Below are 23,974 nucleotides of genomic sequence, written 5' to 3'. Positions count from 1 at the left end.
TGCGGTGGAGGCGAGTGATCGGGCCCACCGCATTTTTCATGCCCGGGGATCTTGCCGTAGACCGTCGGCCTTAGCGGTTTCTTCCCTTGTCAGGTACTTCCCGGATGCCGTTGACAGTTGCCCTTGACGTGGTTGAATAGGGAGGACACGATCAGGAGGGCCTCGAATGCGCAACAGTCGCGGTTTCACGGCAGGAATCTTGTCCGGGTGGGGAATTCTTCTGATGCTGAGCCCCGTCGCCTTGTATCTGTTCATCCATGGAGACTCCGAGCGCAAGGCGTGGATTATTTCCGGTCCCGAACCGTTTAGCGATTTCGCCGGTGGCCCTTATCAACTGCGCATGTATGTCGGACTTTTTGCGGCGGGAGTCATCTTCCTGGCCGGCGGCTTGATCATCGGATCCCTCAAGCGTCGCGAGGCCAGCAGACGACATAGCGCATGGCTCGTGTAGTCGAGCGATCTGAACGCTGCCTTGTGAACAGCCCCAGGAGTTCCTCGGCACCGAGCAATGCGGGACGCCCGTAGCTCACCAATGCCACGACAGGGGCCGCTGCCTTCTACTCTTTCTCCACGCCAAGCCCAAGGATCCGGTCATCGTCGCTGCTCGGTGTTCCCCGGCCATCGGTGTTGTTGGTCAGGAACCACAGCTCCCCGTCCGGGGATACCGTGACATCCCGAATGCGGCCGTAGTCACCGTCGTAGTGATCGGTGTGCGTGGCAGGGTCCGCGACAGGTACCGCGCGCAGTACCGAACCGCGGAGGTTGGCGATAAACAGGGTGCCATCGAGGTGGGTCATGCCGCTGGGGCTGGCTTTCTCGGGAGTCCACTGCTGCACGGGATCTGTGAAGCCTTCAGCATCCGCGATGCCCTCGACCGTCGGCCACCCATAGTTGGCGCCGGCGGTGATGATGTTCAGTTCGTCCCAGGTGTTTTGCCCGAATTCCGTGGCAAACATCGTTCCATCGTCGGACCAAGCGAGTCCTTGCGGATTGCGGTGCCCATAGCTGTACACCAGGGAACCTTCGAAGGGGTTGCCCTCGGGCACTTCCCCATCGAGGTTCATCCGCAGGATCTTGCCACCCAAGGAGTCCACGTTTTGGGCCTGGTCGGCCTGCCCGGCGTCCCCGGCGGTGGCGTAGAGCATCCCATCCGGGCCAAAGGCCAGGCGTCCGCCGTCGTGGTAGCTCGCCGAGGGGATCCCGTCCAGAATCGTGACGGCGTCGCCCAGTGCCAACGACCCGGGCGATCCCGTGACATCGAAGCGTTGGATGCGGTTTTCCTCGGCACCTGTCGAGTACACATACAGCCGTCCTTGGTCATCGACCGCCAGGCCCAACAGTCCACCCTCACCGGATCCTGCCACCCCGTCAACAGTGCCAATGGGACGCGAGGTGCCATCGGGGGCCAGCTCAAGGATGCGGGCGCTGTCGCGTTCACTGACCAATGCCGTATCTTCGCGAAACACCACCGACCACGGGGCCTGAAGGTCCTGACTGACCACCCGCGGAGTCCCGGTGGGTGTGGCGGTTCCGGCCGGTTCGCCCGAACCGGATGTTGTTGCCGAGGCCGGGGCCGCCGTTGAAGACGCTGCCGATGAGGTGCCCGGAGTCGGGGGCTGGGCCGGAGGGGTCGGGGTACATGAAGTCAGCAAGAAGCTGATCCCCAATCCGGTGCCCAGCACTGCTATTGCTCGTTGGCTTATCAAGGTCTGCTCCTGAAATGTTGGCCTGTGCGCCGGTGCGTCGGCGAGCATGGGACGTGGGGTGAGCGGCCACGTGGGCGGAAGCCGGTTCCTGTTGGGTTGATAGCAATCGGGAGCCGGTCGGCAGCCAGATCGGCGACGACCAGTGGCGTCAAGTGTAGACCGATGCCGCAGTCCGCACCGAACGAGAAGATCCTCAGAGGTGTTCTCCTTGTGGTTCCGGTCTTGTGTGATGTTCCGCGGACGATGCCGAAGTGCCGGACCTCAACGATACGGGTGACGGTGACGTTGCTGCCCTCGAGGATTTCCCATTGGTCGGCAGTGGCTTCATAGGTCCCGAGGTGGATTATCTGGTCCGACTAACCGATGCCAGCAGTGTTGTATTACGGCCTGAGGGAACAGTGGAACAGCCGTTGGAGCTATGCACTTGGTCATGCTCCTCCAACACAGGCGATCCAGGTTGCGCGGAGTTTCGCCGGAAGACGCGAACCGCGATGCCCGACCAAGGTCCCGCATGAGGTCTCCTGCATGCCGCCCGCTTGGACGTGCAGGCTTTTCGATCGCCGAATCCGGCGTAAGCGCGGGGATGGGCTGCCGGTAGACTTGATGGCGACATGACTGAGAATTATCCTTCGGCCAATGCTGCCGACACTGACGAACTTTTCACCGACGCCGAGCTTCAAGCTGCCTTGAAGGTGCTGGGCCAGGTGCACCGGCTGGACGCCGAAGACGAGCGCCACGTCGCGGTGCGGCGAGCCACGGGAAAGATGTTCAAGTCCGCCAAACGGCACCGTAAAAACGAGAAACGTTCGGCCATCAATGCCGCCGACCGTGCCGTCGTTGAACGCACCGCCACCGGCTCCCCGCAGCGGTTGGACGACGAGACCCTGGGCCTGGATTTGAGCACTCCTACCGAGGACCACACCGCCGGGGAGTACATCAAGCCACGGGGCTGCTACATCTGCAAGAAGCGCTACACCACGGTCGATGCCTTCCACCATTACCTGTGCCCGGAGTGTGCCGCGGCTGGCCGCGAACGCCGTGACGCCCGCACAGACCTAACCGGCAAGCGTGCACTGCTCACCGGCGGACGTGCCAAGATCGGTATGCACATCGCTCTGCGGCTGCTGCGCGACGGCGCTCACACCACCATCACCACGCGCTTCCCGCGCGATGCGGCCCGGCGTTTTGCCGCCCTGGAGGACTCCGCTGAGTGGATCCACCGCCTGCGCATCGTCGGCATCGACTTGCGTGATCCCTCCCAGGTGATCTCGCTGGCCGACCGTGTCGCCGCCGAGGGGCCACTGGACATCCTGATCAACAATGCGGCCCAGACGGTGCGTCGCACCTCGAACTCCTACCTGCACCTGGTGGAATCCGAGACCCAACCGCTGCCGGCCGCCCTGGAGTTTTCCGCCGGTGGCCCCGAGGTGTGGGGTGAAGCCAATCCCCCGGCCGAGCACCCGCGTGCGTTGGCCAGCGCCTTCCGTCTGGAAGACTCGGCGTTGCTGGTCCCCCACACCCCGACCGCATACGACGCGCAGGCAGTGGCCGATCTGGCCATGACCGCCGGCTCCGCCACGCTGGAGCGCATTGCCGATGGAACTGCGATCGACGCCGGCGGCATGGTCCCCGACGTGGTTACGGAGAACTCCTGGACGCAGATCCTGGGAAACGTCGACGCGCTGGAAATGCTCGAGGTGCAGCTGTGCAACGTCACCGCCCCGTTCCTGTTGGCCTCACGCCTGCGCCCCGCATTGGCCGCCTCGGAGGCACACCGGAAGTACATCGTGAATGTTTCGGCGATGGAGGGGCAATTCTCCCGCCGCTACAAGGGCGCGGGACATCCGCATACCAATATGGCCAAGGCCTCGCTGAACATGCTTACTCGCACCAGCGCCGAGGAAATGCTGCAGACCGATCGGATCCTGATGTCTGCGGTGGACACCGGGTGGATCACCGATGAGCGTCCGCACGATTCCAAGGTCCGCATGGTCGCCGAGGGCTGGCACGCACCACTGGATTTGATCGACGGGGCGGCCCGGGTCTACCAACCGATCGTCGATGGGGAACGCGGCATCGACCTCTACGGCTGCTTCCTGAAGGACTACGAACCTTCCCCCTGGTAGAAAGCCAGGCAGTAAGAGCGCCCAAGGCCCCGATCCGTCCGCAAGAAGCCTGATTTTCACAGCACAGGCCTGCGGAACGGCGGGGCCTTTACCGTGCCGTCGGCCTTCCTCCATCTGCGGGGAACTCACGGCGTCGACCGCTGCCGGGGAGAGGTGCCTCACATACCAGAGAAACTAATTGCACACGATGCAAGGTTGCACTTAGTGTAAGAGGGTGACCTCCCCTACCACTGCCGCGGACCGACGTGCCGACATCAAAACCCGGCACCGCCGCGCCATCCTCGATGCCGGCGCAACCATCATGCGTGAACGCGAATCCAGTGTGTTCTCCGTGGATGAACTCGCTGCCCGGGCGGAGGTGTCCCGCCGCACCGTCTTCAACCACTTTGCATCGATCGACGATGTGGTGATCGCCGTGTTCGGCATCGAACTCGGTGCCGTCGTGGACCGGCTCGCCTCGATCCCGGTACGCCCCGAAGGGCGCACGGCCTCGATGTGCGACGAACTGGCCGAAACGGTGCGCACCACCGATCTGGTCCCGCCCATGGTCTATCTGACCCGCGTGCTGGGCGGCGACAATACCGAGCCGACCCCCAAGCAGACGCTGATGGCCGCCCGAACGTTCACCGAAATCAGTACGGGCCTCGCCGCGGAGATGAAAAAGCGCCACCCGGAAACCGATGCGCTGCTGATCAATCTGTTGGTTGGATCGCTGACCAGCGGCCTGCTGGTGATCTATCAACAGTGGTTCACCCTCTGCGGTGCTTTCGACACCGCGGAAACCCGCAATCACTGGAATCGACTCGTTCAGACCCTGCTCGAAACCCTTGAAACGGGCTTCGGAGCGCGCTAATCGCCGTCCCTCCATTTTTCTCCCGCTTGACCAACTTGAAGGACATCATGGCCGAACTTCTCTATCGTCTGGGACGCGGATCAGCGCGCCACGCACGAAAAATCATTGCCGCATGGTTTGCGGTCCTGCTGGTGGCCGGTCTCGCATTTGCCATCGGCGGGGGAACCCTCTCGAGCAGCATGTCGATCCCCGGAACCCCCACCGCCGAAGTGACCGACAGGCTTGCGGCCGAATTGCCCTCCGCTTCCGGGGGAACCGGAAACATCGTGGCGCAGAGCACCGACGGCAAGCCATTCACCGATGCGCAGGAAAAGGCCATCGGAACCCTGACGGCCGACGCTGCCAAGATCGACGGCATCGAAACCGTCATCGATCCATTTGCCACTGAGGCGGAACGCGCTGAGTCAGCACAAGCGATCAAGGATGGTCGGCAAAAGCTGGCCGATGCCCGCACTCAGCTCGAGGCCGGCGACACGCAGCTGAACAGCTCGGAGCAGGAACTGGCCGCAGGCCAGGAGCAGCTGGATGCCGCGATCGCCCAGGCGCGTGCCGCGGGCATGTATCAGCAGGCCAAGCCCGAGCTCGACAAGCAGCAGGCGCAACTCGACGCCGGAGCCAAGAAACTGGAAGCCGGGCGCACGGAGCTCAAAGAGAACCGCTCCACACTGGAGAAGGAATCGGCCAAGCTCGACCAGGGCGCATCACAGCTGGAGATGGCCACCGAAATCCGCACGGTCTCAGAAGATGGTGCCGCGGCCATCACCATGGTGGTCTTCACCGAAGCCCAAATGGACATCGAGCAGGACACCAAGGACGCCTTGGTCGCACTCTTCGACAATGCCACCGTCGATGGCGTCCAGTTCGACTTCTCCTCGGAGATCACCCAGGGCGTCCCGAGCATCTTCGGCCCCGGCGAAGCCATCGGGCTGGTCGTTGCGGGCATTGTCCTGGTGCTCATGCTGGGCACCTTCGTCGGCGCCGGCTTGCCGCTACTGACCGCCCTGGTCGGCGTCGGCATCGGCGCGCTCGGTGCACTCTCGCTCTCCAGTGTGCTGGAAATGTCCTCGGTGACCCCGATGCTGGGCCTGATGCTCGGCCTGGCCGTGGGCATCGACTACTCGCTGTTCATCATCAACCGCCACCGACACCAGCTCAAGGACGGCTACGAGGTCCGCGAATCCATCGCCCTGGCCAACGGCACCTCGGGCAATGCCGTGGTCTTCGCCGGAGCCACGGTCTTCATCGCCTTGCTGGCACTGAATGTCACCAGCATCCCGTTCCTGGGGCTGATGGGCTCGGTCGGCGCCGCCAGCGTGCTGATCGCGGTGCTGGTGGCCATCACGATGACCCCGGCACTGCTCTCGCTGGTGGGAACCAAGATCCTCAGCCGCAAGGAACGCGCGGCCCTGGCAACCGGTCCCGCCGGCGCCACCACCGGTGCGGCACACGCACCCAAGACCCGCGTGCGGCCGATGTCCAGCGCCGTCGCGATCCTCACCGCGATTGCCTCTGTCGCGGTGCTCCTGGTCATCGCCACCCCCGCCCTTGACCTGCGCTTGAACCTGCCCGACGGCTCTTCTGAGTCGCAGGAAAGCACGCAGTACCGGGCGTACACCGCGATTTCCGAAAACTTCGGCGAGGGCCAAAACGGTGCGCTGCTGGTGGTGGCCGACCTGCCCGGCTCACCCACCGAAGAAGAATCCCAGGCCCACCAGATGCGCATCGCCGAGGCTTTGTTCGCCCAGGACGACGTTATTGCCGTCGCACCGGCCGGGACGTCCACGGACCGCACCGTGGCAGCCTTCCAGGTCATCCCCGCCGAGGGACCCACCAGCGAATCGACCGAAGAGCTGGTGCACTCGTTGCGTGATCTCTCCCCGCTGGAAGGCACCTATGACATCGGGGTCGCCGGCTCAGCCAGCGGCAACGTGGATATCTCCGAGAAGCTCTCCGACGCGCTGCCGTTCTACCTGATGGTGGTGGTCGGACTCTCGATGCTGATCCTGCTGCTGGTGTTCCGCTCCATCCTGGTCCCGATCATCGCCACCCTAGGATTCATCCTGTCTTACTACGCGGCATTGGGCGGCGTGGTGGCCATCTACCAGTGGGGATGGCTCTCGGCGATCTTCGGGGTGGACACCCCGGGCCCGATCCTCAGCTTCCTGCCCACGATTCTGGTCGGGATCCTGTTTGGGCTGGCCATGGACTACCAGCTGTTCCTAGGCACCGGGATGCGCGAGGCATTTGTCCACGGCGCCCCGGCTCGCCTGGCGGTCATCAAGGGGGTGCGGGCAGGACGTGCGGTGGTCTCTGCCGCGGCCATCATCATGATCTCGGTCTTCGGCGGCTTCATCTTCGCCGAGAGCGCGATGATCCGCCCGATCGGATTCGCATTGGCCTTCGGCGTGCTGCTGGATGCCTTTGTGGTGCGCATGCTGCTGATCCCGGCGCTGATGCACCTAGCCGGCGACAAGGCCTGGTGGCTGCCTCGCTGGCTGGAGAGAATCCTGCCGGACATCGATGTGGAGGGTGCCAAGCTTGAACGCCAGCACCCGCACACCGGTGTTGAGCACGCGGAAGACGCCGAGGGAACCGCTCGCGTCGAGGCCTAGGCCGCACGCAGGCGTCAAGCATGTGAGGTGCCGCCATTCCCGTTGAACCCGGGGGTGGTGGCACCTTCGCCGTTAAGCCATACGCGGGGTGCCGAGTGCCGGGCCGCGGGGCACCCACCATTTGTCAAACGCTCGTTTCATGTTTGAATGGTCTGGTGGATCACATGCGACGAAACTCCGGCCAAAATGAAAACCTCACCCGCGACGAGGCCGCCTGGCGTGCCCAAACCCTGAAGGTGCACTCTTATCGGGTGGAGCTGGACCTCGGCGCCGCGCAGGATCCGGAGGTCACCGGCTACCGGTCCAAGACCACCATCGAGTTTGAAGCGGATGGCACCACCGACACGTTCCTGGACTTCATCCACGAATCGGTGCAGTCGATCACGCTCAACGGCGCAGCGGTGGATCCGGCACGGGCAGTGATCGGCTCCCGCATCCAGCTCACCGGCCTGAGGCAGGGCTCTGGGGCGCCCAACACCGTGATCATCGATGCGCACGCGAGCTACTCGCGCAGCGGCGAGGGACTGCACCGCTACGTCGATCCGGCCGACGGGGCCACCTACTGCTACACGCAGTTCGAACCGGCCGACGCCCGCCGCGTCTACGCCAACTTCGAACAGCCCGATCTGAAGGCTCCCTTCACCTTTGTGGTGCGAGCCCCGCAGGGCTGGCATGTGGGTTCCAACCAGTCCCCCTCGCGCGTCGACGCCCACGGGGACGGCACCTCCACCACGCACTTCGCACCCACCCTGCCGATCTCCACCTACATCACCACGGTGCTCGCCGGACCCTACTTCGTGGCCACCGACACCTACACCCGAACCCTAGAGGACGGCACCGAGCTGGTTATTCCGCTCAACGCCACCTGCCGCGCCTCGCTGGAACCGCACTTCGACGCGCATAATGTCCTGGAACTAACCAAGGGCGGCCTGGACTACTTCCACGAGCTCTTCGACTACCCCTACCCCTGGGGCAAGTACGACTCGGCGTTTGTCCCCGAATATAACCTCGGCGCCATGGAAAACCCCGGTCTGGTCACCTTCACCGAGCAGTACGTATTCACCTCGCGGGCCACCGAGGCCCAGTACGAGGCCCGCTCCAACACGCTGATGCACGAGATGGTGCACATGTGGTTCGGCGACCTGGTCACCATGGCCTGGTGGGATGATTTGTGGCTCAAGGAGTCCTTCGCCGACTACATCGGCACCCTGGCCAACGCGCAGGCCACCGAATTCACCACCGCCTGGACCACCTTCGCCAACCGCCGCAAGGGCTGGGCGTATGTGGCCGACCAGCTGCCCTCCACCCACCCGATCGTCGCGGATATCACCGATCTGGAGGCGGCCAAGCAGAACTTCGATGGCATCACCTACGCCAAGGGCGCGTCCGTGCTTAAGCAACTGGCCGCCTATGTGGGCGCCGAGGCCTTCCGCGACGCGGCCCGCAGCTACTTCCGCACCCACGAATACGCCAACACCACGCTGAGCGACTTCCTCACCGCGCTGGAAGCCGCATCGGGCCGGGATATGGGCGCCTGGGCCGATGCCTGGTTGAAAACCGCCGGGGTCCCGCGGCTAGGCATCACCCTTTGTGAAGCCGATGGCAAGATCAGCGCCGCGCGCCTGACCCAGTCGGGCGCCGACCCGGTCAGCGGGGCCGCCATCAGGCACCCCCATGTGCTAAACGTGGGCCTGTTCGACGTCATCGACGGCAAGCTGACCCGCACCGCCTCTCATCGGGTGGAACTCACCGGTGAGGGCATCGAGCTGCCCTTCCTCACCGGGCTCCGCCGCCCGGATCTGATCCTGCCCAACGACGGCGATGACACCTACGCCATGGTGGACTTCGATGAGGTCTCGCTGGCCACGTTGCTGGGCCACCTGGGCACCCTGGCCGACCCGCTGGCCCGCGCCACCTGTTGGGCTGCCCTGTGGAACAGCGTGCGCGACGCGAAGCTGCCGGCCACCGAGTTCCTGGCAGCGGTCCGCGCCCACGCCGGAGCCGTCACCGAGGTGGGGGTATTCACCCAACTGGTGGCCCAGGCCACCACCGCGATCACCCACTACCTGCCCGCCGACCAGCGCTCCGCCGAGCGTCAGGCCCTGGCCGAGGCCGTCACCGGCTGGTTGGAAACCGCGGCACCGGGCAGCGACGCGCAGATTGCCGCGGCCCGTGCCTTGGCCGTGCTGGCCCGCGGCGCGGTGGCAGGGGAATTTGTCGATGCGCTGCTGGCCGGGGAACCACGCTACGAGGGTCTGATCCTGGACGAAGCGCTGCGCTGGTCCCTGTGGGCCGCCAAAGCCGCCTCGGGAACCCTGGATGATGCGGCACTGGCCCGTTTGGAAGCCGACGCCCTGGCACATCCTTCTGCCGTGGCTACCGCCGGGCGTCTGTTGGCCCTGGCTGCCCGCCCGGATCCGGAGGTCAAGGAGGCAGCATTTACCGCGGTGCTCAGTGGAAAAAATCCAGATTCAAGCGCACTGTCCAACGAGGCGATCTCCTCCACCGCAGCCGGCTTCCTGCTGGGCACCCACGAGCTGCTCGATGGCCACTACGCCGGCTACTGGCCGGCGCTGGAGGAGATCTGGGAGTCGATGAGCATCGGAATGGCCACCCGTGTCATCTCCGGGCTCTTCCCCAGCGCCCAGGATCTCACCGCCGAGGGCACCCACCCGGTGGTTGGGCAGGTAGATACCTGGCTACACGAGCACCCCAAAGCTCCGCGCGCACTACGCAGGATCCTGCTCGAGGAGCGCGACCACCTGGTGCGCTCACTGGCGGCCCAACGGGTCTCGACGCAGCAAAAAACCGCGGTCTAATACCCAACCCTAGTAGCCAACGCAGAGCGGTCCCCGACAGTTTCCTGTCGGGGACCGCTCTGCGTGTTCGGGTTCAGTGCTCAGCGCACGATTGCCGGGCGTAGGTGCAGCCAAGTGCCCACCAAGGACATCGCGATGACCGCCACAGCGGCGACAGCCAACCACCACTGGCGGAACCCGGCGAAGATCTCGGCGGCACTCGGGACCAAGATGATCGCCGCAATGATCAGCACGATGCCGATCGCCGAAGCTAGCACCGCCGGTCCGAGTGAACCGTACCTGACCCAGGCCGCGGCAAAGACCCCGCCGGCAGACAGTAGCGTTAACGTGGCCAGAAAGACCGTGGGAATCAGCCTGCCTAGGTCCCCGGCACCGAGTAGGTTCACATCAAAGATGTAGAAGCCGGAGAACCAGTGATCGGTCTTGACCTCGATGAAGGCCAGCACTGCCATGACCGCCGTCAGGTACGCGGACATCAGCAGCATCCAGAGCAGCGTCCCGGCGGTGAACGACTTGCGAGTCGCTCCCAGGGTCAGCGCAAACGGGAAGGTAGTCGCTACGGACTGCACACCCAAGTAGCCCAGATAGCCGGCCAACGCCCAGAGCATGGCCGGGTTCGCCCGGGAGGAATCCACCCAGGCATCGGACCCCGGAACGCTGCCGGCACGGAGGAACAAGAACGAAATCAGCGCTGAGAGTACCGCGGCAAGCGCCGTGCAGTACAGCGGCACCAGTATGGTGAACTCGCGTTTGTTCAGGTGCAGCTTGGCTGCCGCAATGATCGGATTCATGACATGGCTCCCATGCTCTGCTCGGTGGTTTCTGCTTCCCCGTGGGCCGCTACGAGGTCCTGTAGCGACACCGGGGCCAGGCGCACATTGTGTCGTGCAGCCTTCTCCCCGGCGGATCCGTCCAATGTTCCGGACACCGTTACGGATTTCAACCCGCCAACGCCCTGGCTGCGCAGCACCCGGTAACCGGCGCTAAACCCGTCCACGGCATCGGGCACACCGCTCACGGTGAAGGCTAGCTTCCGTGCTTCCTCGGCGTCGCATTCGACCACCGTCCTGCCGCGGTCCACGATCACCACCCGATCCAGCATCCGCTCGGACTCTTCAATCAGGTGCGTGGAGAGCAGCACCGTGCGCGGATGTTCGGCGAAGTCGCGCAGTAGCATCTCGTGGAAGGTGGCCCGGGCCGTGACATCCAGCCCGAGGTAAGGCTCATCGAGAAGGGTCACAGCAGCTCGGGATGCCAGGCCCAGCACGATGGCCACCGAAGAGACCTGGCCGCGGGAAAACTTGGTGATCTGCACCCGTGACGGGATATGCAGCCGTTCCACGAGCTCTTCGGCGACTTCCGTACTCCAGTTCGGCGCGAAATCCGGGGCGATCCGCAGTACGTGGTGCAGCTTGTAGCCGTCCGGATAGCGCTGGTTATCGCGCACAAAGGTGATGTTCCGCAGGATCTCCGAGTTCTCGAAGGGGTTCCCGCCCAGCACCTCGACGCTTCCACTACTGGGTCGGTCCTGACCGGAGATCATGGCCATGGCCGTGGTTTTTCCGGCACCGTTGCGGCCCAGCAGGCCGGTGATCGAGCCGGCGGGAACATGGAAGTCCATGGAATCCGCTGCGGAGACCCGGCCGAATTTCCGGGTGACGTCCCGTAGTTCGATCGCGTTGCTCATGATTTGTCCTTTACTCGGTTGGAAATTATCTGGCAGATGGTTGCCGGATCAATACCCAGCAGAGCTGCCTCGTGCAGCATCGGTTCGATGTAGTTCGCTTCGAAACCGTCGTGTCTGCGGCGCCGCAACTCGTTCGTCGCTTGGGGGGCAACAAAGATGCCCACTCCACGCTTTTTGAAGAGCACGCCCCTATCCACCAGGAGATTGACTCCCCTGCTGACGGTGGCCGGATTTAAGCGAAAGAAAACGCCGAGGTCGGTGGCCGAAGGGATCGCCGCCCCCTCGGGATAGACGCCCGCGGCAATGTCGTCGGCCAGTAGGTCGGCAAGTTGCTGGAAAATCGGTCGATCGTCGGTGAACATGACTCAACCATAGTCCATTAGTGGACTAATGGACCCGTGGGCAGGGAAAAAGTTTTGAGGAATCTTTCAGGCGCAAACTCGCAAAGCCGTCCAGCGGTCCGTGAAAACTAACAAAACAGCTCTCCCACGTGGCCCTTATTGCCAGCTACCCTTCCCTCACCCGGTCAAACAGTGCCCCAGGAATTCATCCTGGGCTATCTCCATGGCAGCGCAAACGGGGCGGGCGCATGCCCGCGGACCGTGACTGGGCATGTTCTGAGCAGCGGCGCAACAAGCACCAGGCCGTCTCGAAGCCGACCGCGATAATCCCCCGCCACCGGCAGCGATTCGGCGCAGTGCCGGTGCCGGATCAGGAAATGCAGAACTCGTTACCCTCAGGGTCAGCCAGCGTGTACCAAGCAAAGGGGCCCTGGGATTCCTCGTGCAGGAACGTTGCCCCGCGCTCCAACAACTGAGCGCGCGTACCTTCTCGGTCACCCAGATGGAGGTCGAGGTGCATCCTGTTCTTGACGGTTTTGGACTCGGGCACCAGCTGAAAAAGCATCCGTTGTCGCGGTACTTTTCCCAGCTGGTCCAGCGGACAGATTCCGGCCCCAGCCTTCCATGCCAGCTGCCCGTCAAAGATCAGTGTTTCGTCCTCTGTGGCATGACCCTCGTCGATCATCTGCTGGATGAAATCCGGGTCGCTAGGCTCTACCGTCCAGCCCAGGGTTTCGGCCCACCATACGGCCTGCTCGTGGGGATTGACGCTGTCAACGGTGATTTGCAGGCGTAGGTCCATGTCCACACGTTATTCCGCAGGACCCTCCCGGCACAAGGGAAGCCGCCGGAGAATGCCGCGCGCACCGGCTGAACGTATTCCGGGCTTCATAACGCGCCTGCGCCATCGCGGTGACAACCCTCCGGCACACGGAAGAAGGCGAGGCAACCATGGCACGGGGCAGGGTTCACAATTTCAGCGTCTCGATCGACGGCTACGGCGCAGGCATCGACTAGGGCATCGGTCAACCGTTCGGAGTGCGTGGGATGGAGCTGTACGGGTGGGCCTTCCCCACCGTCTCTTGGCGCGAGTGCATTGGCGAAGCAGGAGGGAGTACCGGGACAGTAGGTGCGTGGCTGCGGGCCGGTGACGCGGGCATCGGCCTGATCGTCAGGGGAACGAACCTTTTCGGGCCGATCGGCGGACCCTGGGACGCCGACAACGAGTCCCGTTTCTAGCGCGGCTGGTAGGGCGAATCCCCGCCCTACGGGCATGACGATTTCGTCCTCACCCACCATGCCCGTCTGGGCGGTGGCCGCGGGCCTGATCGACCAGCTGCACTAGGCATTTGCCCCGGTGCCGCTGGGCGCTGGTGAAGGGCTGTTCACCGGCAACTGGGCCGAGGGCGGCTACCGCGTCGCTGAGTCGCAACAAGGCGAAGGCGCCGTGCACGTGCGCCTTCTGCGCTCTTGACCCAGTGCTTCCCCCCACCCGGATACGGGCCCGGCATCGGCTCCGGCCAGGGTGCCGGATGCCTAAACATCCGATCCACCCGGGCGTAGTCTTGGCCCCATGTATTTGGAGAACATCGTATTCGACGCCGTAAACCCGCGACTCGTTGGACTGTTTTGGCAGGATCTACTGGGCTGCGAGCAGCTCACCGACTCAGCAGAAGGGTTCGAAACCCGTCTCACGGTGCCCGGCGGACCGGCTCTGGATCTGTGCTTCCAACCAGTTCCCGAGGCACCCAAGGATCCAGGCAGGCTGCATTTAGACGTACTCGGCGGTGCGGAAACAAACTCGATGGTTGCCGCGGCGCTGGGACTGGGAGCCATCGGCACGGGTACCGGAACCAGGCAGGGAGATGCCTCCCGCGTCGATCTGGAAGATCCGGAATCCAACACGTTCTCTGTGCTGAAAAACGGCTCCGCCTACCTGAACACCGGGCCCATCGCCTCCCTTCGGTTGGAGAGCGCCGATCCGGACCGGGATACAGAATTCTGGGCCTGGCTGACGGGATGGAACGCCATGGCGCTTCACCCACAAACCCTTCGCCACCCCACGCTGCGCGGACCGCTGCTCTCAGTGTCCCAAGAACCCGCAGCCAAATCGGGACCGAAGAACAGGATGCACCTTGATGTGCGCTTGGAAGCAGACGACGATCCCGACGCGGTGGCCTCCGAAATTGGTGCACGCGGCGGGCAGGAATTGCACCCGAACTGGGGAGAGCTTCCTTGGAGGGTCTACCAAGATCCCTCCGGCAACGAATTCTGTGTGCTGCCGTCAAACTAGCTTGGGCTCGCCACCAGCAGGGGGCCGGTTGGTGATCGGTCACACACGTGGCATACGGTGGAAGGTATCCATGTTCTGCCGTTTCAAGGAGTGCCCATGAGTGTTTATGCAGTCACCAACCCCACCACCGGCATCGTCGAGGCCAGCTACCCCACGGCCACAGATGCCAACATCCAGACCGCCCTGGACCGCACCCATGCTGCCTTCGGCACCTGGAACAGCTCGGAGATCTCCGAACGCGCGACTCTGCTGAACCGCGTCGCGGACCTCTACGAAGAACGCCGCGACGAGCTCGCCGCGATCATCACCCGCGAAATGGGCAAGCCGATCTTCCAGTCCGGCAAGGAAATCGATATCACCGCCTCGATCTACCGCTACTACGCGGCCAACGGCGCCAAGTTCCTGCAGGACGAGGAACTGGAGGTCGCTGCCGGCGGTACCGCGGTGATCCGCAAGGAGGGCGTGGGTGTACTGCTGGGCATCATGCCGTGGAACTTCCCGTACTACCAGGTCGCCCGCTTTGCCGCGCCAAACCTGATGAACGGCAACACCATCATGCTCAAGCATGCCCCGCAGTGCCCCGAATCCGCGCTGGCCATGGAGCAGCTCTTCATCGACGCCGGGGCCCCGGACGGTGCCTATGTCAACGTGTTCGCCACCAACGAGCAGATCGCCGGCGTGATCGCCGATCCCCGCATCCAGGGCGTCTCGCTCACGGGCTCCGAACGCGCAGGCTCGGCCGTGGCCGAGATCGCCGGGCGGAACCTGAAGAAGGTCGTGCTGGAACTGGGCGGCTCGGATCCATTCCTGGTCTTGGCCGACGCCAACATCAAGCGCGCCGCCAAGCAGGCGATGTTCGGGCGCTTCGGCAATACCGGGCAGGCCTGCAATGCCGCCAAGCGCATCATCGTCGATGAATCGGTCTACGACGAGTTCGTGGAGAATTTCACCGGTGCGGTCGCCGGCATCAAGGTCGGGGACCCAGCACACCCGGATACCTTCCTGGGCCCGCTGTCCTCCGTCGCGGCCCGCGATGGGCTGGCCGCCCAGGTCGCCGACGCCATCGATAAGGGTGCCACGGTACTCGCCGGCGGATCAGCGCTGGAAGGCGACGGATCGTTCTTCGCTCCCACCGTGCTGGCCGATGTCACCGAGGACATGCGGGCCTACGCCGAGGAGCTCTTCGGACCCGTGGCCGTGCTCTATAAGGTCTCCGGCGATGCACAAGCCGTGGAGCTGGCCAACAGCTCCGCCTACGGGCTGGGCGCCTCCATCCAGACCGAGGACATGGACCGGGCACACGCCATTGCCCGGCAGCTTGAGGTAGGAATGGTCTCGATCAACCAGACCAGCGGGTCGGCCGCCGAGCTACCTTTCGGCGGCGTGAAGCGCTCCGGGGTTGGCCGCGAACTGGGCAAGTACGGCATGGAAGAGTTCGTCAACCGCAAACTGGTCACCTTCCGCGGATAACCTGGCCCTGAGCCCGCTCTTCCCAGAGATTCCCGGAGATACCACCGCGGGCCCGGTTTCGGAACTCCCGAAACCGGGCCCGCGGACCGTGACCTCCGTTTCGAGGAACGCTTCCACCAACCGGGCGCTGGGAGCCGAGCAGCGCCTCCCAGCGCCCGCCGGATAGAATGGGAGCTGCACTAACCGCGCCCGAGCTGGCCCGGCGACTAAACCCCGGCAGGAAAGCACAACCATGACCACTGAACGCATGAACGTTGAGTCCTTCAACCTCGATCACCGCACGGTTGCCGCACCCTACGTGCGCGTCGCGGACCGCAAACAGCTCTCGCAGGGGGACGTGATTACCAAATATGACGTGCGTTTCACCCAGCCAAACGTGGCGCACCTTGAGATGGATGTGATCCACTCCCTGGAGCACCTCTTCGCCGAATCCTCCCGCAATCACTCGGACTCCGTGATCGATTTCTCTCCCATGGGCTGCCAGACCGGCTACTACCTGATCTTGGAGGGCGAGCCGGATGTCACCGCGACCGCGGCATTGATCGAAGCGACACTCACCGACGTGCTCAAGGCCACCGAGGTACCGGCCGCGAACGAGATCCAGTGCGGTTGGGGCGCAAACCATTCACTTGCCGGGGCACAGGACGCTGCCCGGGCCTTCCTGGCCCAGCGCGAAGCCTGGGAACAGGTCACCGCGTGAGCCCGATCGACGTCGTGATCATCACGGCCATGGAAGAAGAAACCCTTCCCTTCCTGCAGCGAGCCAGCGAGGTGGGTGAGGAAGTGGCGGTGGGCAACTCGGTCCAGCGCACCGGCACCCTGGGCGGGCTCAATACATTGTTCGTGAGGGGCGGAATCGGTCTGGTCAACGCCTCCGCCGCGGCCACGGCGGCACTGCTGCGGGCACAGTACGAAGCCCCCGAGGCTCCGGCTCCCCTGGTCATTAGCGCCGGCAGTGCCGGCGGGCTGGGCGATTTGGTGCGGGTGGGTGACGTGGTCATCGGTACGCAGAACATCAATGCCGATGCCGATGCGCGGGCCTTCGGCTACGAGCTCGGACAGGTCCCGGGCATGCCCGAGGCCTCCTTGGTGCCCGAAGTGCTGCTGGATGCCAGCAACATCGGTACCCCGGGCCACGGCACCGTGGAAACCGTGCACCACGGACTGATGGTCTCCAGCTATTCCTTTGTTGGCCACGAACGCTCCGCCGTGATCAAGGAGCAGTTCGCCGGTGCCCTGGCCACCGACATGGAATCTTCGGCGATCGCCCAGACCTGCACGTCATTCGGCGCCCCGTTCCTGGCCATCAGGGGGATCTCCGACCTTTGCGGACCGGCCTCCGATGCCGACTTCCTCACCCACGTCGATGACGCCGCCGAACGCTCCGCCGCGATCACCTGCGCGGTTCTGGCCTCGTGGCAGGATGCAGGATTACTGCGCGGGGACACCGAGTTGGCCTTCGCCTGATCCACGCCCCCAGTAACCCCGGCCCCGCTGGGCCTAACGCCAGGGCCCGTTCCTTGTTTTATAAGGAACGGGCCCTAGTTGTTTTCTACCGGAGAAAGGCCCAGCTGTCCGGGAGCCTGCGCGGCTAAGGGACGCGCGCGGTCCAGGTCTCGGTGGCGAACTTCGAGTCAACCAGCTCGCGGGTGGCCTGCCGTGTTGCCTCGTCGATCCCGCCGACGGTGGCGCTGTAGCGCCGGGTGAAGGTGTCAATCATGGCGTCGATGATTTCATTCCTGGCCAGGTGCGCCTGGCTCTTGAGCGGATCCACGCGCTTGACGGCGGAGGCGATGCCCTTGTCGGAGATCTTCTCGCGGCCGATGCGCAGCACCTTCAGCATCTTCTCCGCGTCGATGTCGTAGCTCATGGTCACGTGGTGCAGCACGACGCCGCCGGCCAGACGCTTTTGTGCTGCCCCGCCAATCTTTCCGGCGTCGGTGGCAATGTCGTTCAACGGCTTGTAATGTGCCTTGACCCCGATGCAGGCCAGCGCCTCCATGACCCAGGCGTCCAAGAACGGGTAGGAGTCCGCGAAGCTCATCCCATCGACCAGCGAGGTGGGCAGGTAGAGCGAGTAGGTGATGCAGTTTCCAGCCTCCATGAACATCGCGCCTCCCCCGCTGATCCGCCTGATGACCTGGATGCCATGTTCGGCAGCGGCCTGCGTGTCGACCTCATTGCGGACCGACTGGAAGGAGCCGATTACCACCCCGGAGTCGTTCCAGTCCCAGATGCGCAGGCTCGGGCCGCGTTCCCCGGAGGCAACCTGGCGTGCGAAGACTTCGTCAAGGGCCACGTTCTCGATGATGGGCATGGTCACCGGGGCGATGACTTCCCAGCGGTGGTCGGCCCAAGCGGTCGCGTGACCCAGGGCCCGGCGGACGGTGCGGGCCACCGCATCGGCATCGAAACCGAACATCACCGCACCTTCACGCAGCCCGTTGAGCACTGCATCACGCACCACCGCATGCTCGACGTTCTCCGGCAGGCCGACTAGCGCCTCGTTCAGGTCAAACAGCGCTTCGTCGGGCTCCAGGAAGAAGTCCCCGTTCAGTGACGCGATGGCGATCACCCCGTCGGCCACCGATAGGTCGACGACCACCAATTTGCCGCCGACAACCTTGTATTCACCATGATGTGTATAGCCGTGATTCATGTACTCCATCCTAGTCACCGGCCTGGTGCGGTGTTTTGCACAAAACACCGCAGCGGGCCGTTAACGCAACACGGGACCCTCCCGTCAAGGAGGATCCCGTGTGCAAAAGGGTGGGGCGAAGGACTACTTCTTGCCGCCGAAGCCCTTGAAGCGTGCGTTGAAGCGCTCGACACGGCCAGCCGAGTCCATGATGCGCTGCTTGCCCGTGTAGAACGGGTGCGAGGCAGCCGAAATTTCGACGTCGATGACCGGGTAGGTGTTACCGTCTTCCCATTCGATCGTCTTCTTGCTCGTGGCGGTCGAACGGGTCAAGAACTTTTCGCCGGAGGCGAGGTCGTTGAACACCATCGTGTTGTACTTCGGGTGGATATCAGCCTTCATGGAAAAACCTTTGTTCACGTCACTGGATTTTGCCAGCAACCAAATGTGCCAAACCGGCTTGTGGGATCACGAAGCCGACGTTCCAGTGTAGCGGAACCGACCAAGGAATCCACAATTTGCCACATGGCTTGACCTTCGGCCCGCGCCGGCTTCCGGAAGAGCTCGGCAACGCGGAGAATCTTCCCGAAAAGGCGAAGGCCGATGGCGATGCCACATTCAGCGAATCAACGCCCGGACGCAGCAGAATCAAGCCGCGCGCGGCCACCTGTTCATGCCCCGCCCGGTTCACCCGCACGGTCCGCCGGGGACATCAGGATCCGACGAAGAGCTTAGCGACCATGTTCACCAGGGCCACCATCCCCAGCACCACAATGACGGTGCGCAGCCAGCCCGGAGAAAGCTTTCGTCCGACCTTGGCCCCGATAAACCCACCGATCAGTGAACCGACGGCGATCATCAGCACCACAGGCCAGTGGATGCGCTCGGGAGCGAAGATCAGGTAAGAGATTGCCGCGACCATGTTCACCACCAGTGACAGAATCACCTTGATCGCATTGGACTGCTGCAAGGAGGCGTGCAGGAATATCCCGAATACCGCCATGAGCAAGATCCCTTGGGCCGCGGTGAAGTAGCCGCCGTAGATCCCGATGAAGAACACCATGACGTAGAGTCCGACGCCAATCTGCGCCTTGTCGGCCTCGGCGGGGTTGACTCCAACGCTGGCTGCCTGACGCTTCTTGGCCCAGGCGGAGAGCCGAGGTTGGAAGATCACCAGCAGCAGCGCGAGCACGATGAGCACCGGGGCGACGTAGCCGAAGACGGTGTCGGGCAGGTGCAGCAGCAGGTAGGCGCCGATCAGACCGCCGACCAGCGACACCGGAACCAACTTGAGCATCGTCCGCCAGACGGTGGCGGCCTCCCGACGGTAACCCCAGGCGCCGGAGAAGCCTCCGGCGATCAAGCCCATGGCGTTGGAGACCACCGCGTTGACCGGTGCGAAGCCCAGAGCCACCAGCACCGGGAAGGTGACCAGTGAGCCGGATCCGACGATGGTGTTGATGGTTCCGGCCCAGAGTCCCGCGAAAAAGATGATGATATCGCGCCACAAGTCCACGCCGGCTACCGCTCCTGGGTTGTTGGTTCAAGGTGTCCCGCGCCGCACGGTGGTGGCGCGGGAGCATGGGCCGGCGACACGTACCGTCGACCCCAAGATGAGGTGCTTAGCGCTTGGCCACCGCGCTGAAGCGGCCGCCCTCTGCCCGCAGGCTCAACGGCATGTTGAATGTCTCAGAGAGATTTTCCTCGGTGAGCGTGTCTTCGATGGGGCCGGCGGCAACAATGCCGCCTTCGCGCATCAGCAGCACGTGGGTGAATCCCGGGGGAATCTCTTCGAGGTGGTGGGTGACCAACACCATGGCCGGGGATTCCTCGTCGGCAGCCAATTCGCTGAGCCGAGCTACCAGGTCCTCGCGCCCTGCCAGGTCGAGTCCGGCGCCGGGCTCATCAAGCAGCAATAGTTCAGGGTCGGTCATCAAGGCACGGGCGATCTGTACCCGCTTGCGTTCGCCTTCCGACAGGGTGGAGAAGGGACGATTGATCATGGTCGACATCCCCCAGTCGTGCAGCAGCGTGAAGGCGCGGCGCTCGTCCAGCTTCTCGTACGCCTCACGCCAACGACCCGTCATCCCATAAGAGGCAGTCAGCACGACGTTCAGGACGTTCTCCTGCTCGGGAATGTGGTTGGCCAGTGACGCCGAGGACAAGCCGATGCGCGGGCGCAACTCAAAGACATCCACCGCACCAAGCACCTCACCCAAGACCCCGGCAAGCCCGCGCGTGGGGTGCATGCGCGCACCGGCGATCTGCAGCAATGTGGTCTTTCCTGCGCCGTTAGGTCCCAACACGACCCACCGTTCGCCCTCCTTGACCTGCCAGTTGATATCGGTCAGTAAATCTTTGCGTCCGCGCACCACGGAGACGTCGGCCAAGCCCAACACTTCATTCATGGGTAAAACACTAGGCCAGTGACCCGCCTTTGGCCCAACCCGGCACGGTGTGCAGGTGCGGGAAAAGTGCGCCTTTCACCGGTGGATGCCGCGCACCGAAGCTCAGGGGACGCTCCGGCCACGCCACAACGGCGCAACAATCCCCACCCCGTTTTGGGCCGTTGCCCCATGCCACGGGAGAATATGGGAATGCATTCCACCGCGTTCATCGTCTTCTACTCCGCTTCCCCCTCCTTCAGCGAACCTGTGGGCCTGCGCCGCACTCTGGCCGCGGCAGGCCACGAGGTGCTCTCCGAGGAGCCGTTCACCGGCATCGGACGCACAGGCGCACGCTGGGAAGTGGTTGGTTCCGTCCGCCAGCTCCGTGCCCTGGTCAACCCGCTCGATGGACAGCTGGCCCGTTCCGAGGACCCCGAGTTGCGCGGGACCGCGATCGCCGTAGTTCCTGCGGAGCTGGTGCATGCCAAGAAGCTGTTGCTGGTGATGGATGTGGATTCCACACTTATTAAGCAAGAAGTCATTGAACTGCTGGCAGCCCATGCGGGGAAGGAAGCCGAAGTTGCCGCCGTGACGGAGTTGGCCATGCGCGGGGAGCTAGATTTTGCCCAGTCGCTGCACGCCCGGGTGGCAACGCTGGCGGGACTCGACGCCACCGTGATCAATGAGGTGCGCGCACGCCTGGAACTTTCCGACGGCGCGGCCGAACTCATCGCCTCCTTCAAGAATGCCGGGCACCATGTCGCGGTGGTTTCCGGTGGCTTCGCCCAAGTCCTGGATCCCTTGGCCGCCGACCTGGGGCTGGATTTTGCCCGCGCCAACGACCTGGTCATCGTCGACGGGCAGCTGAGCGGAACCGTCAGCGGCACGGTGGTCGATCGGGCTTACAAGGAAGAGATGCTGCGCTCTTGGGCTAAGGAACTAGGCGTGGAAATCGGCCACACCGTTGCCGCCGGTGACGGGGCCAACGACCTGGACATGGTGGAAGCTGCGGGCCTAGGGGTTGCGTTCAACGCCAAACCGCTGCTGCGCGATGCTGCAGATGCACGCATTGACCTGCCACGCTTGGACATCATTGCGGATCTGGTGGGGATCTCATAACGATTTGATACGACCGGCGGTTATTTACTCCTTCGTTTGGAGACCGCCGGTATGATGCAGAAGGCGGCCGGTCCCATCGGGCAGGTAAGCCGCCACCCATGCCACGGTTCGCCGCCGTGACCCGTTGGAAGAGAACTAGTCGTTTTGCACAATGAAGAAGTGGGCCGCCGCAAGCGTGGTCCGGAACGCAAATCCCGTCGCGGTTGGATCATCACCGGTGCCACCGTGGTGGTGGCAGCCGGTCTCTATGCCGGCGCCGCAGCCTATCTCGGCTCCCAGATCCCCGCGAACACCACGGTGCACGGGATCAATGTGGGAGCTCTCTCCAGCGATGAGGCACGGACCCAACTCGAGCGAGACCTCTCCCCCGAGGCAGCCAAGGACATCGCGGTCTCGGTCGGCGGCAAGGACGAGGTGCTGAAGCCGGCGGACGCCGGACTGGGCCTGGACCTCGAGCAGACCTTGGAGGGACTGACCGGTTTTGACCTGAACCCGGTGAACCTTTATCAAAAGCTCACCGGGCAGCTTCACATCGAACCTTCGCTCAGCGTGGACGAGACCAAACTGCGTGCCACTCTGGAAGGGCTCGCCCCGAAGGTCGCAACAAAGACTACCGAGGGCACGCTAGCCTTCGACGGAGCGAAGCCCGTGCTGACCAAGCCCGTCACCGGCGTCGCCTTGGACATCGATGGGGCGGTGGACACAGTGACCGACTCCTGGTTCGACTCCGCGGAACCACTGGAGCTGCCGGCAACCCTCACGGAGCCCAAGACGTCTTCCGCCACGCTGGAAAAGGCCTTGGAAGAGACGGCCAAGCCGCTGGTAGCTGACCCGATCAAACTGACAGACGGAAAATCCAGCGCTAGCTTGAGCCCCAAGCAACTGGCGTCCGCCGCAACATTCAAGATCGCCGACGACGCGGTGTCCATGAGCCTGGATTCAAAGAAGCTGGCGGAGGCTGCAAGCGCCGGGGCCGACGGTTTCAAGTCGACTGCCAAGGAAGCGAAGATCGTGCTCTCCGGCGGGAAGCCGAAGATCATTCCCTCGCAAAACGGTGAATCCATCGATGAGAAGGGGCTTGACGCCCTGGTGCTGGCCGCCTCCCAAGACAAAGACCGCACCGCTACGGTGAAGTTGGCCACCACGGCCCCCGAGTTGACCACGGAGGAGGCCAAGAAGCTGGGCGTGAAGGAATCAATTGTGCACTTCTCCTCCCCCTATCCCGCGTCCGACACTGTGCGCACTAAGAACCTCCTCGCCGGATCCAAGCGGCTCAACGGCGTGATCGTGATGCCCGGCGAGACCTTCTCGCTGGAGAAGGCCTTGGGCCCGATCACCGTCGCAAACGGGTATTACGACTCCGGCGTGGTCGTCAACGGTTTCTCCTCCTCGGCCGTCGGCGGCGGCTTGTCGCAGATCTCCACACAGATGTACAACGCAGGCTTCCTGGCCGGCTACGACGACATCACCCACAAGCCGCACAGCCGCTGGTTCGAACGCTACCCGGCCGGCCGCGAGGCAACCCTCTGGGAGGGCCAGATCGACATGGCGTGGAAGAACAACACCCCCTATGCCGTCATGATCGAGGCTTGGGTCGGCGGCGGCGAGGTCCATACCCGCCTGTGGAGCACCGAGTACTGGAAGGTCGGTTCCAAGTCCTCGGGCAAGTACAACTTGACCGACCCGAAGACCACTTACAACCCGGCCGACGGCTGCGTGGCTGAACGCGGAGGCAAGAAGGGCTTCTCCATCGATGTCACCCGCACGCGTACAGCTGCGGACAAGACGCTGCCGGCGGAGACCAAGTCCTGGACCTACCAGCCATGGAACAAGGTCATCTGCGGCAAGAAGCCCTGAACCGCTCCCTAACACAGCACCACCAAGAATGCGTTCTCACCCCTCGACGGGGTGGGAACGCATTCT

General features: G+C 63.8%; 21 protein-coding genes. 12 read left to right on the top strand and 9 right to left on the bottom strand.

Going from position 1 to position 23,974, the window contains the following annotated elements; all coding sequences use genetic code 11:
- Positions 1-166 precede the first annotated feature (166 nt).
- Complete coding sequence (locus tag ADIAG_RS11930) at positions 167-451, top strand: hypothetical protein (protein ID WP_007271634.1); 285 nt, start codon at positions 167-169, stop codon at positions 449-451.
- Between the two features lie 106 nt (positions 452-557).
- Here the strand turns inward: ADIAG_RS11930 and ADIAG_RS11925 are convergent, their stop codons facing one another.
- Positions 558-1,706, bottom strand: coding sequence for a PQQ-dependent sugar dehydrogenase (locus ADIAG_RS11925; protein WP_007271633.1), 1,149 nt, complete (start codon positions 1,704-1,706; stop codon positions 558-560).
- Positions 1,707-2,317: 611 nt separating this feature from the next.
- Between ADIAG_RS11925 and ADIAG_RS11920 the strand changes: the two genes are divergently transcribed.
- From ADIAG_RS11920 to pepN, 4 genes are all read left to right on the top strand, one after another.
- Entirely contained in the window at positions 2,318-3,832 is a 1,515-nt protein-coding gene (locus ADIAG_RS11920) for an SDR family NAD(P)-dependent oxidoreductase (RefSeq protein WP_043474693.1), read from the top strand.
- A gap of 214 nt (positions 3,833-4,046) precedes the next feature.
- Entirely contained in the window at positions 4,047-4,685 is a 639-nt protein-coding gene (locus ADIAG_RS11915) for a TetR/AcrR family transcriptional regulator (RefSeq protein WP_007271632.1), read from the top strand.
- 47 nt (positions 4,686-4,732) lie between these two features.
- Entirely contained in the window at positions 4,733-7,297 is a 2,565-nt protein-coding gene (locus ADIAG_RS11910; protein WP_007271631.1) for an MMPL family transporter, read from the top strand.
- Positions 7,298-7,461: 164 nt separating this feature from the next.
- Positions 7,462-10,116, top strand: a complete 2,655-nt coding sequence (gene pepN / locus ADIAG_RS11905; protein WP_007271630.1) for an aminopeptidase N — start codon at positions 7,462-7,464, stop codon at positions 10,114-10,116.
- A gap of 80 nt (positions 10,117-10,196) precedes the next feature.
- Here the strand turns inward: pepN and ADIAG_RS11900 are convergent, their stop codons facing one another.
- The 4 genes from ADIAG_RS11900 to ADIAG_RS11885 all read right to left on the bottom strand — a co-directional run bounded on the left by ADIAG_RS11900 (position 10,197) and on the right by ADIAG_RS11885 (position 12,946).
- Positions 10,197-10,907, bottom strand: a complete 711-nt coding sequence (locus tag ADIAG_RS11900) for a hypothetical protein (RefSeq protein ID WP_007271629.1) — start codon at positions 10,905-10,907, stop codon at positions 10,197-10,199.
- Positions 10,904-11,803: an ABC transporter ATP-binding protein gene (locus ADIAG_RS11895; RefSeq protein ID WP_007271628.1), complete on the bottom strand. Its 900-nt coding sequence runs from the start codon at positions 11,801-11,803 to the stop codon at positions 10,904-10,906. The genes ADIAG_RS11900 and ADIAG_RS11895 overlap by 4 nt, the downstream gene beginning before the upstream one ends.
- Complete coding sequence (locus tag ADIAG_RS11890; protein WP_007271627.1) at positions 11,800-12,165, bottom strand: GntR family transcriptional regulator; 366 nt, start codon at positions 12,163-12,165, stop codon at positions 11,800-11,802. Before ADIAG_RS11890 ends, ADIAG_RS11895 begins: the two co-directional genes overlap by 4 nt.
- Positions 12,166-12,514: 349 nt before the next feature.
- Positions 12,515-12,946: a VOC family protein gene (locus tag ADIAG_RS11885; protein ID WP_007271625.1), complete on the bottom strand. Its 432-nt coding sequence runs from the start codon at positions 12,944-12,946 to the stop codon at positions 12,515-12,517.
- Between the two features lie 245 nt (positions 12,947-13,191).
- Between ADIAG_RS11885 and ADIAG_RS20290 the strand changes: the two genes are divergently transcribed.
- The 5 genes from ADIAG_RS20290 (at position 13,192) to mtnN (ending at position 17,374) form a co-directional block, all read left to right on the top strand.
- The gene (locus ADIAG_RS20290) at positions 13,192-13,383 is read left to right on the top strand and encodes a hypothetical protein (RefSeq protein ID WP_007271624.1); all 192 of its coding nucleotides are present in this window, start codon (positions 13,192-13,194) and stop codon (positions 13,381-13,383) included.
- A 334-nt stretch (positions 13,384-13,717) separates the two neighbouring features.
- A complete protein-coding gene (locus tag ADIAG_RS11875; RefSeq protein ID WP_007271623.1) occupies positions 13,718-14,437 on the top strand; it encodes a VOC family protein in 720 nt (239 codons plus the stop codon).
- 96 nt (positions 14,438-14,533) lie between these two features.
- Positions 14,534-15,907, top strand: a complete 1,374-nt coding sequence (locus ADIAG_RS11870; RefSeq protein WP_007271622.1) for an NAD-dependent succinate-semialdehyde dehydrogenase — start codon at positions 14,534-14,536, stop codon at positions 15,905-15,907.
- Positions 15,908-16,139: 232 nt separating this feature from the next.
- Entirely contained in the window at positions 16,140-16,607 is a 468-nt protein-coding gene (locus tag ADIAG_RS11865) for an S-ribosylhomocysteine lyase (protein ID WP_007271621.1), read from the top strand.
- The gene (mtnN, locus tag ADIAG_RS11860) at positions 16,604-17,374 is read left to right on the top strand and encodes a 5'-methylthioadenosine/S-adenosylhomocysteine nucleosidase (protein WP_007271620.1); all 771 of its coding nucleotides are present in this window, start codon (positions 16,604-16,606) and stop codon (positions 17,372-17,374) included. Before ADIAG_RS11865 ends, mtnN begins: the two co-directional genes overlap by 4 nt.
- A 124-nt stretch (positions 17,375-17,498) precedes the next feature.
- Here the strand turns inward: mtnN and ADIAG_RS11855 are convergent, their stop codons facing one another.
- From ADIAG_RS11855 to ADIAG_RS11835, 4 genes are all read right to left on the bottom strand, one after another.
- Positions 17,499-18,566 (bottom strand): lipoate--protein ligase family protein, encoded by a 1,068-nt coding sequence (locus ADIAG_RS11855; protein ID WP_007271619.1) that lies wholly within the window; start codon positions 18,564-18,566, stop codon positions 17,499-17,501.
- Positions 18,567-18,689: 123 nt separating this feature from the next.
- Positions 18,690-18,947, bottom strand: a complete 258-nt coding sequence (locus tag ADIAG_RS11850; RefSeq protein ID WP_007271618.1) for a type B 50S ribosomal protein L31 — start codon at positions 18,945-18,947, stop codon at positions 18,690-18,692.
- A 310-nt stretch (positions 18,948-19,257) separates the two neighbouring features.
- Entirely contained in the window at positions 19,258-20,061 is an 804-nt protein-coding gene (locus ADIAG_RS11840) for a sulfite exporter TauE/SafE family protein (protein ID WP_007271617.1), read from the bottom strand.
- A gap of 106 nt (positions 20,062-20,167) precedes the next feature.
- Positions 20,168-20,953 carry an ABC transporter ATP-binding protein gene (locus ADIAG_RS11835; protein WP_007271616.1) on the bottom strand — a complete coding sequence of 262 codons (786 nt, stop codon included), beginning with the start codon at positions 20,951-20,953 and terminating at the stop codon, positions 20,168-20,170.
- A 189-nt stretch (positions 20,954-21,142) separates the two neighbouring features.
- Between ADIAG_RS11835 and serB the strand changes: the two genes are divergently transcribed.
- Together serB and ADIAG_RS11825 are read left to right on the top strand one after the other, a co-directional pair.
- On the top strand, positions 21,143-22,051 hold the full coding sequence (serB, locus tag ADIAG_RS11830) for a phosphoserine phosphatase SerB (RefSeq protein ID WP_007271615.1): 909 nt from the start codon (positions 21,143-21,145) through the stop codon (positions 22,049-22,051).
- 144 nt (positions 22,052-22,195) lie between these two features.
- Positions 22,196-23,908 (top strand): VanW family protein, encoded by a 1,713-nt coding sequence (locus ADIAG_RS11825; RefSeq protein WP_152426144.1) that lies wholly within the window; start codon positions 22,196-22,198, stop codon positions 23,906-23,908.
- Positions 23,909-23,974 lie beyond the last annotated feature (66 nt).

Source organism: Paeniglutamicibacter gangotriensis Lz1y, assembly GCF_000348945.1.
GTDB classification, from domain to species: Bacteria; Actinomycetota; Actinomycetes; order Actinomycetales; family Micrococcaceae; genus Paeniglutamicibacter; species Paeniglutamicibacter gangotriensis.
The sequence above is the reverse complement of the archived record's forward strand: the minus strand, read 5'-3'. Positions and strand labels throughout refer to the sequence as shown.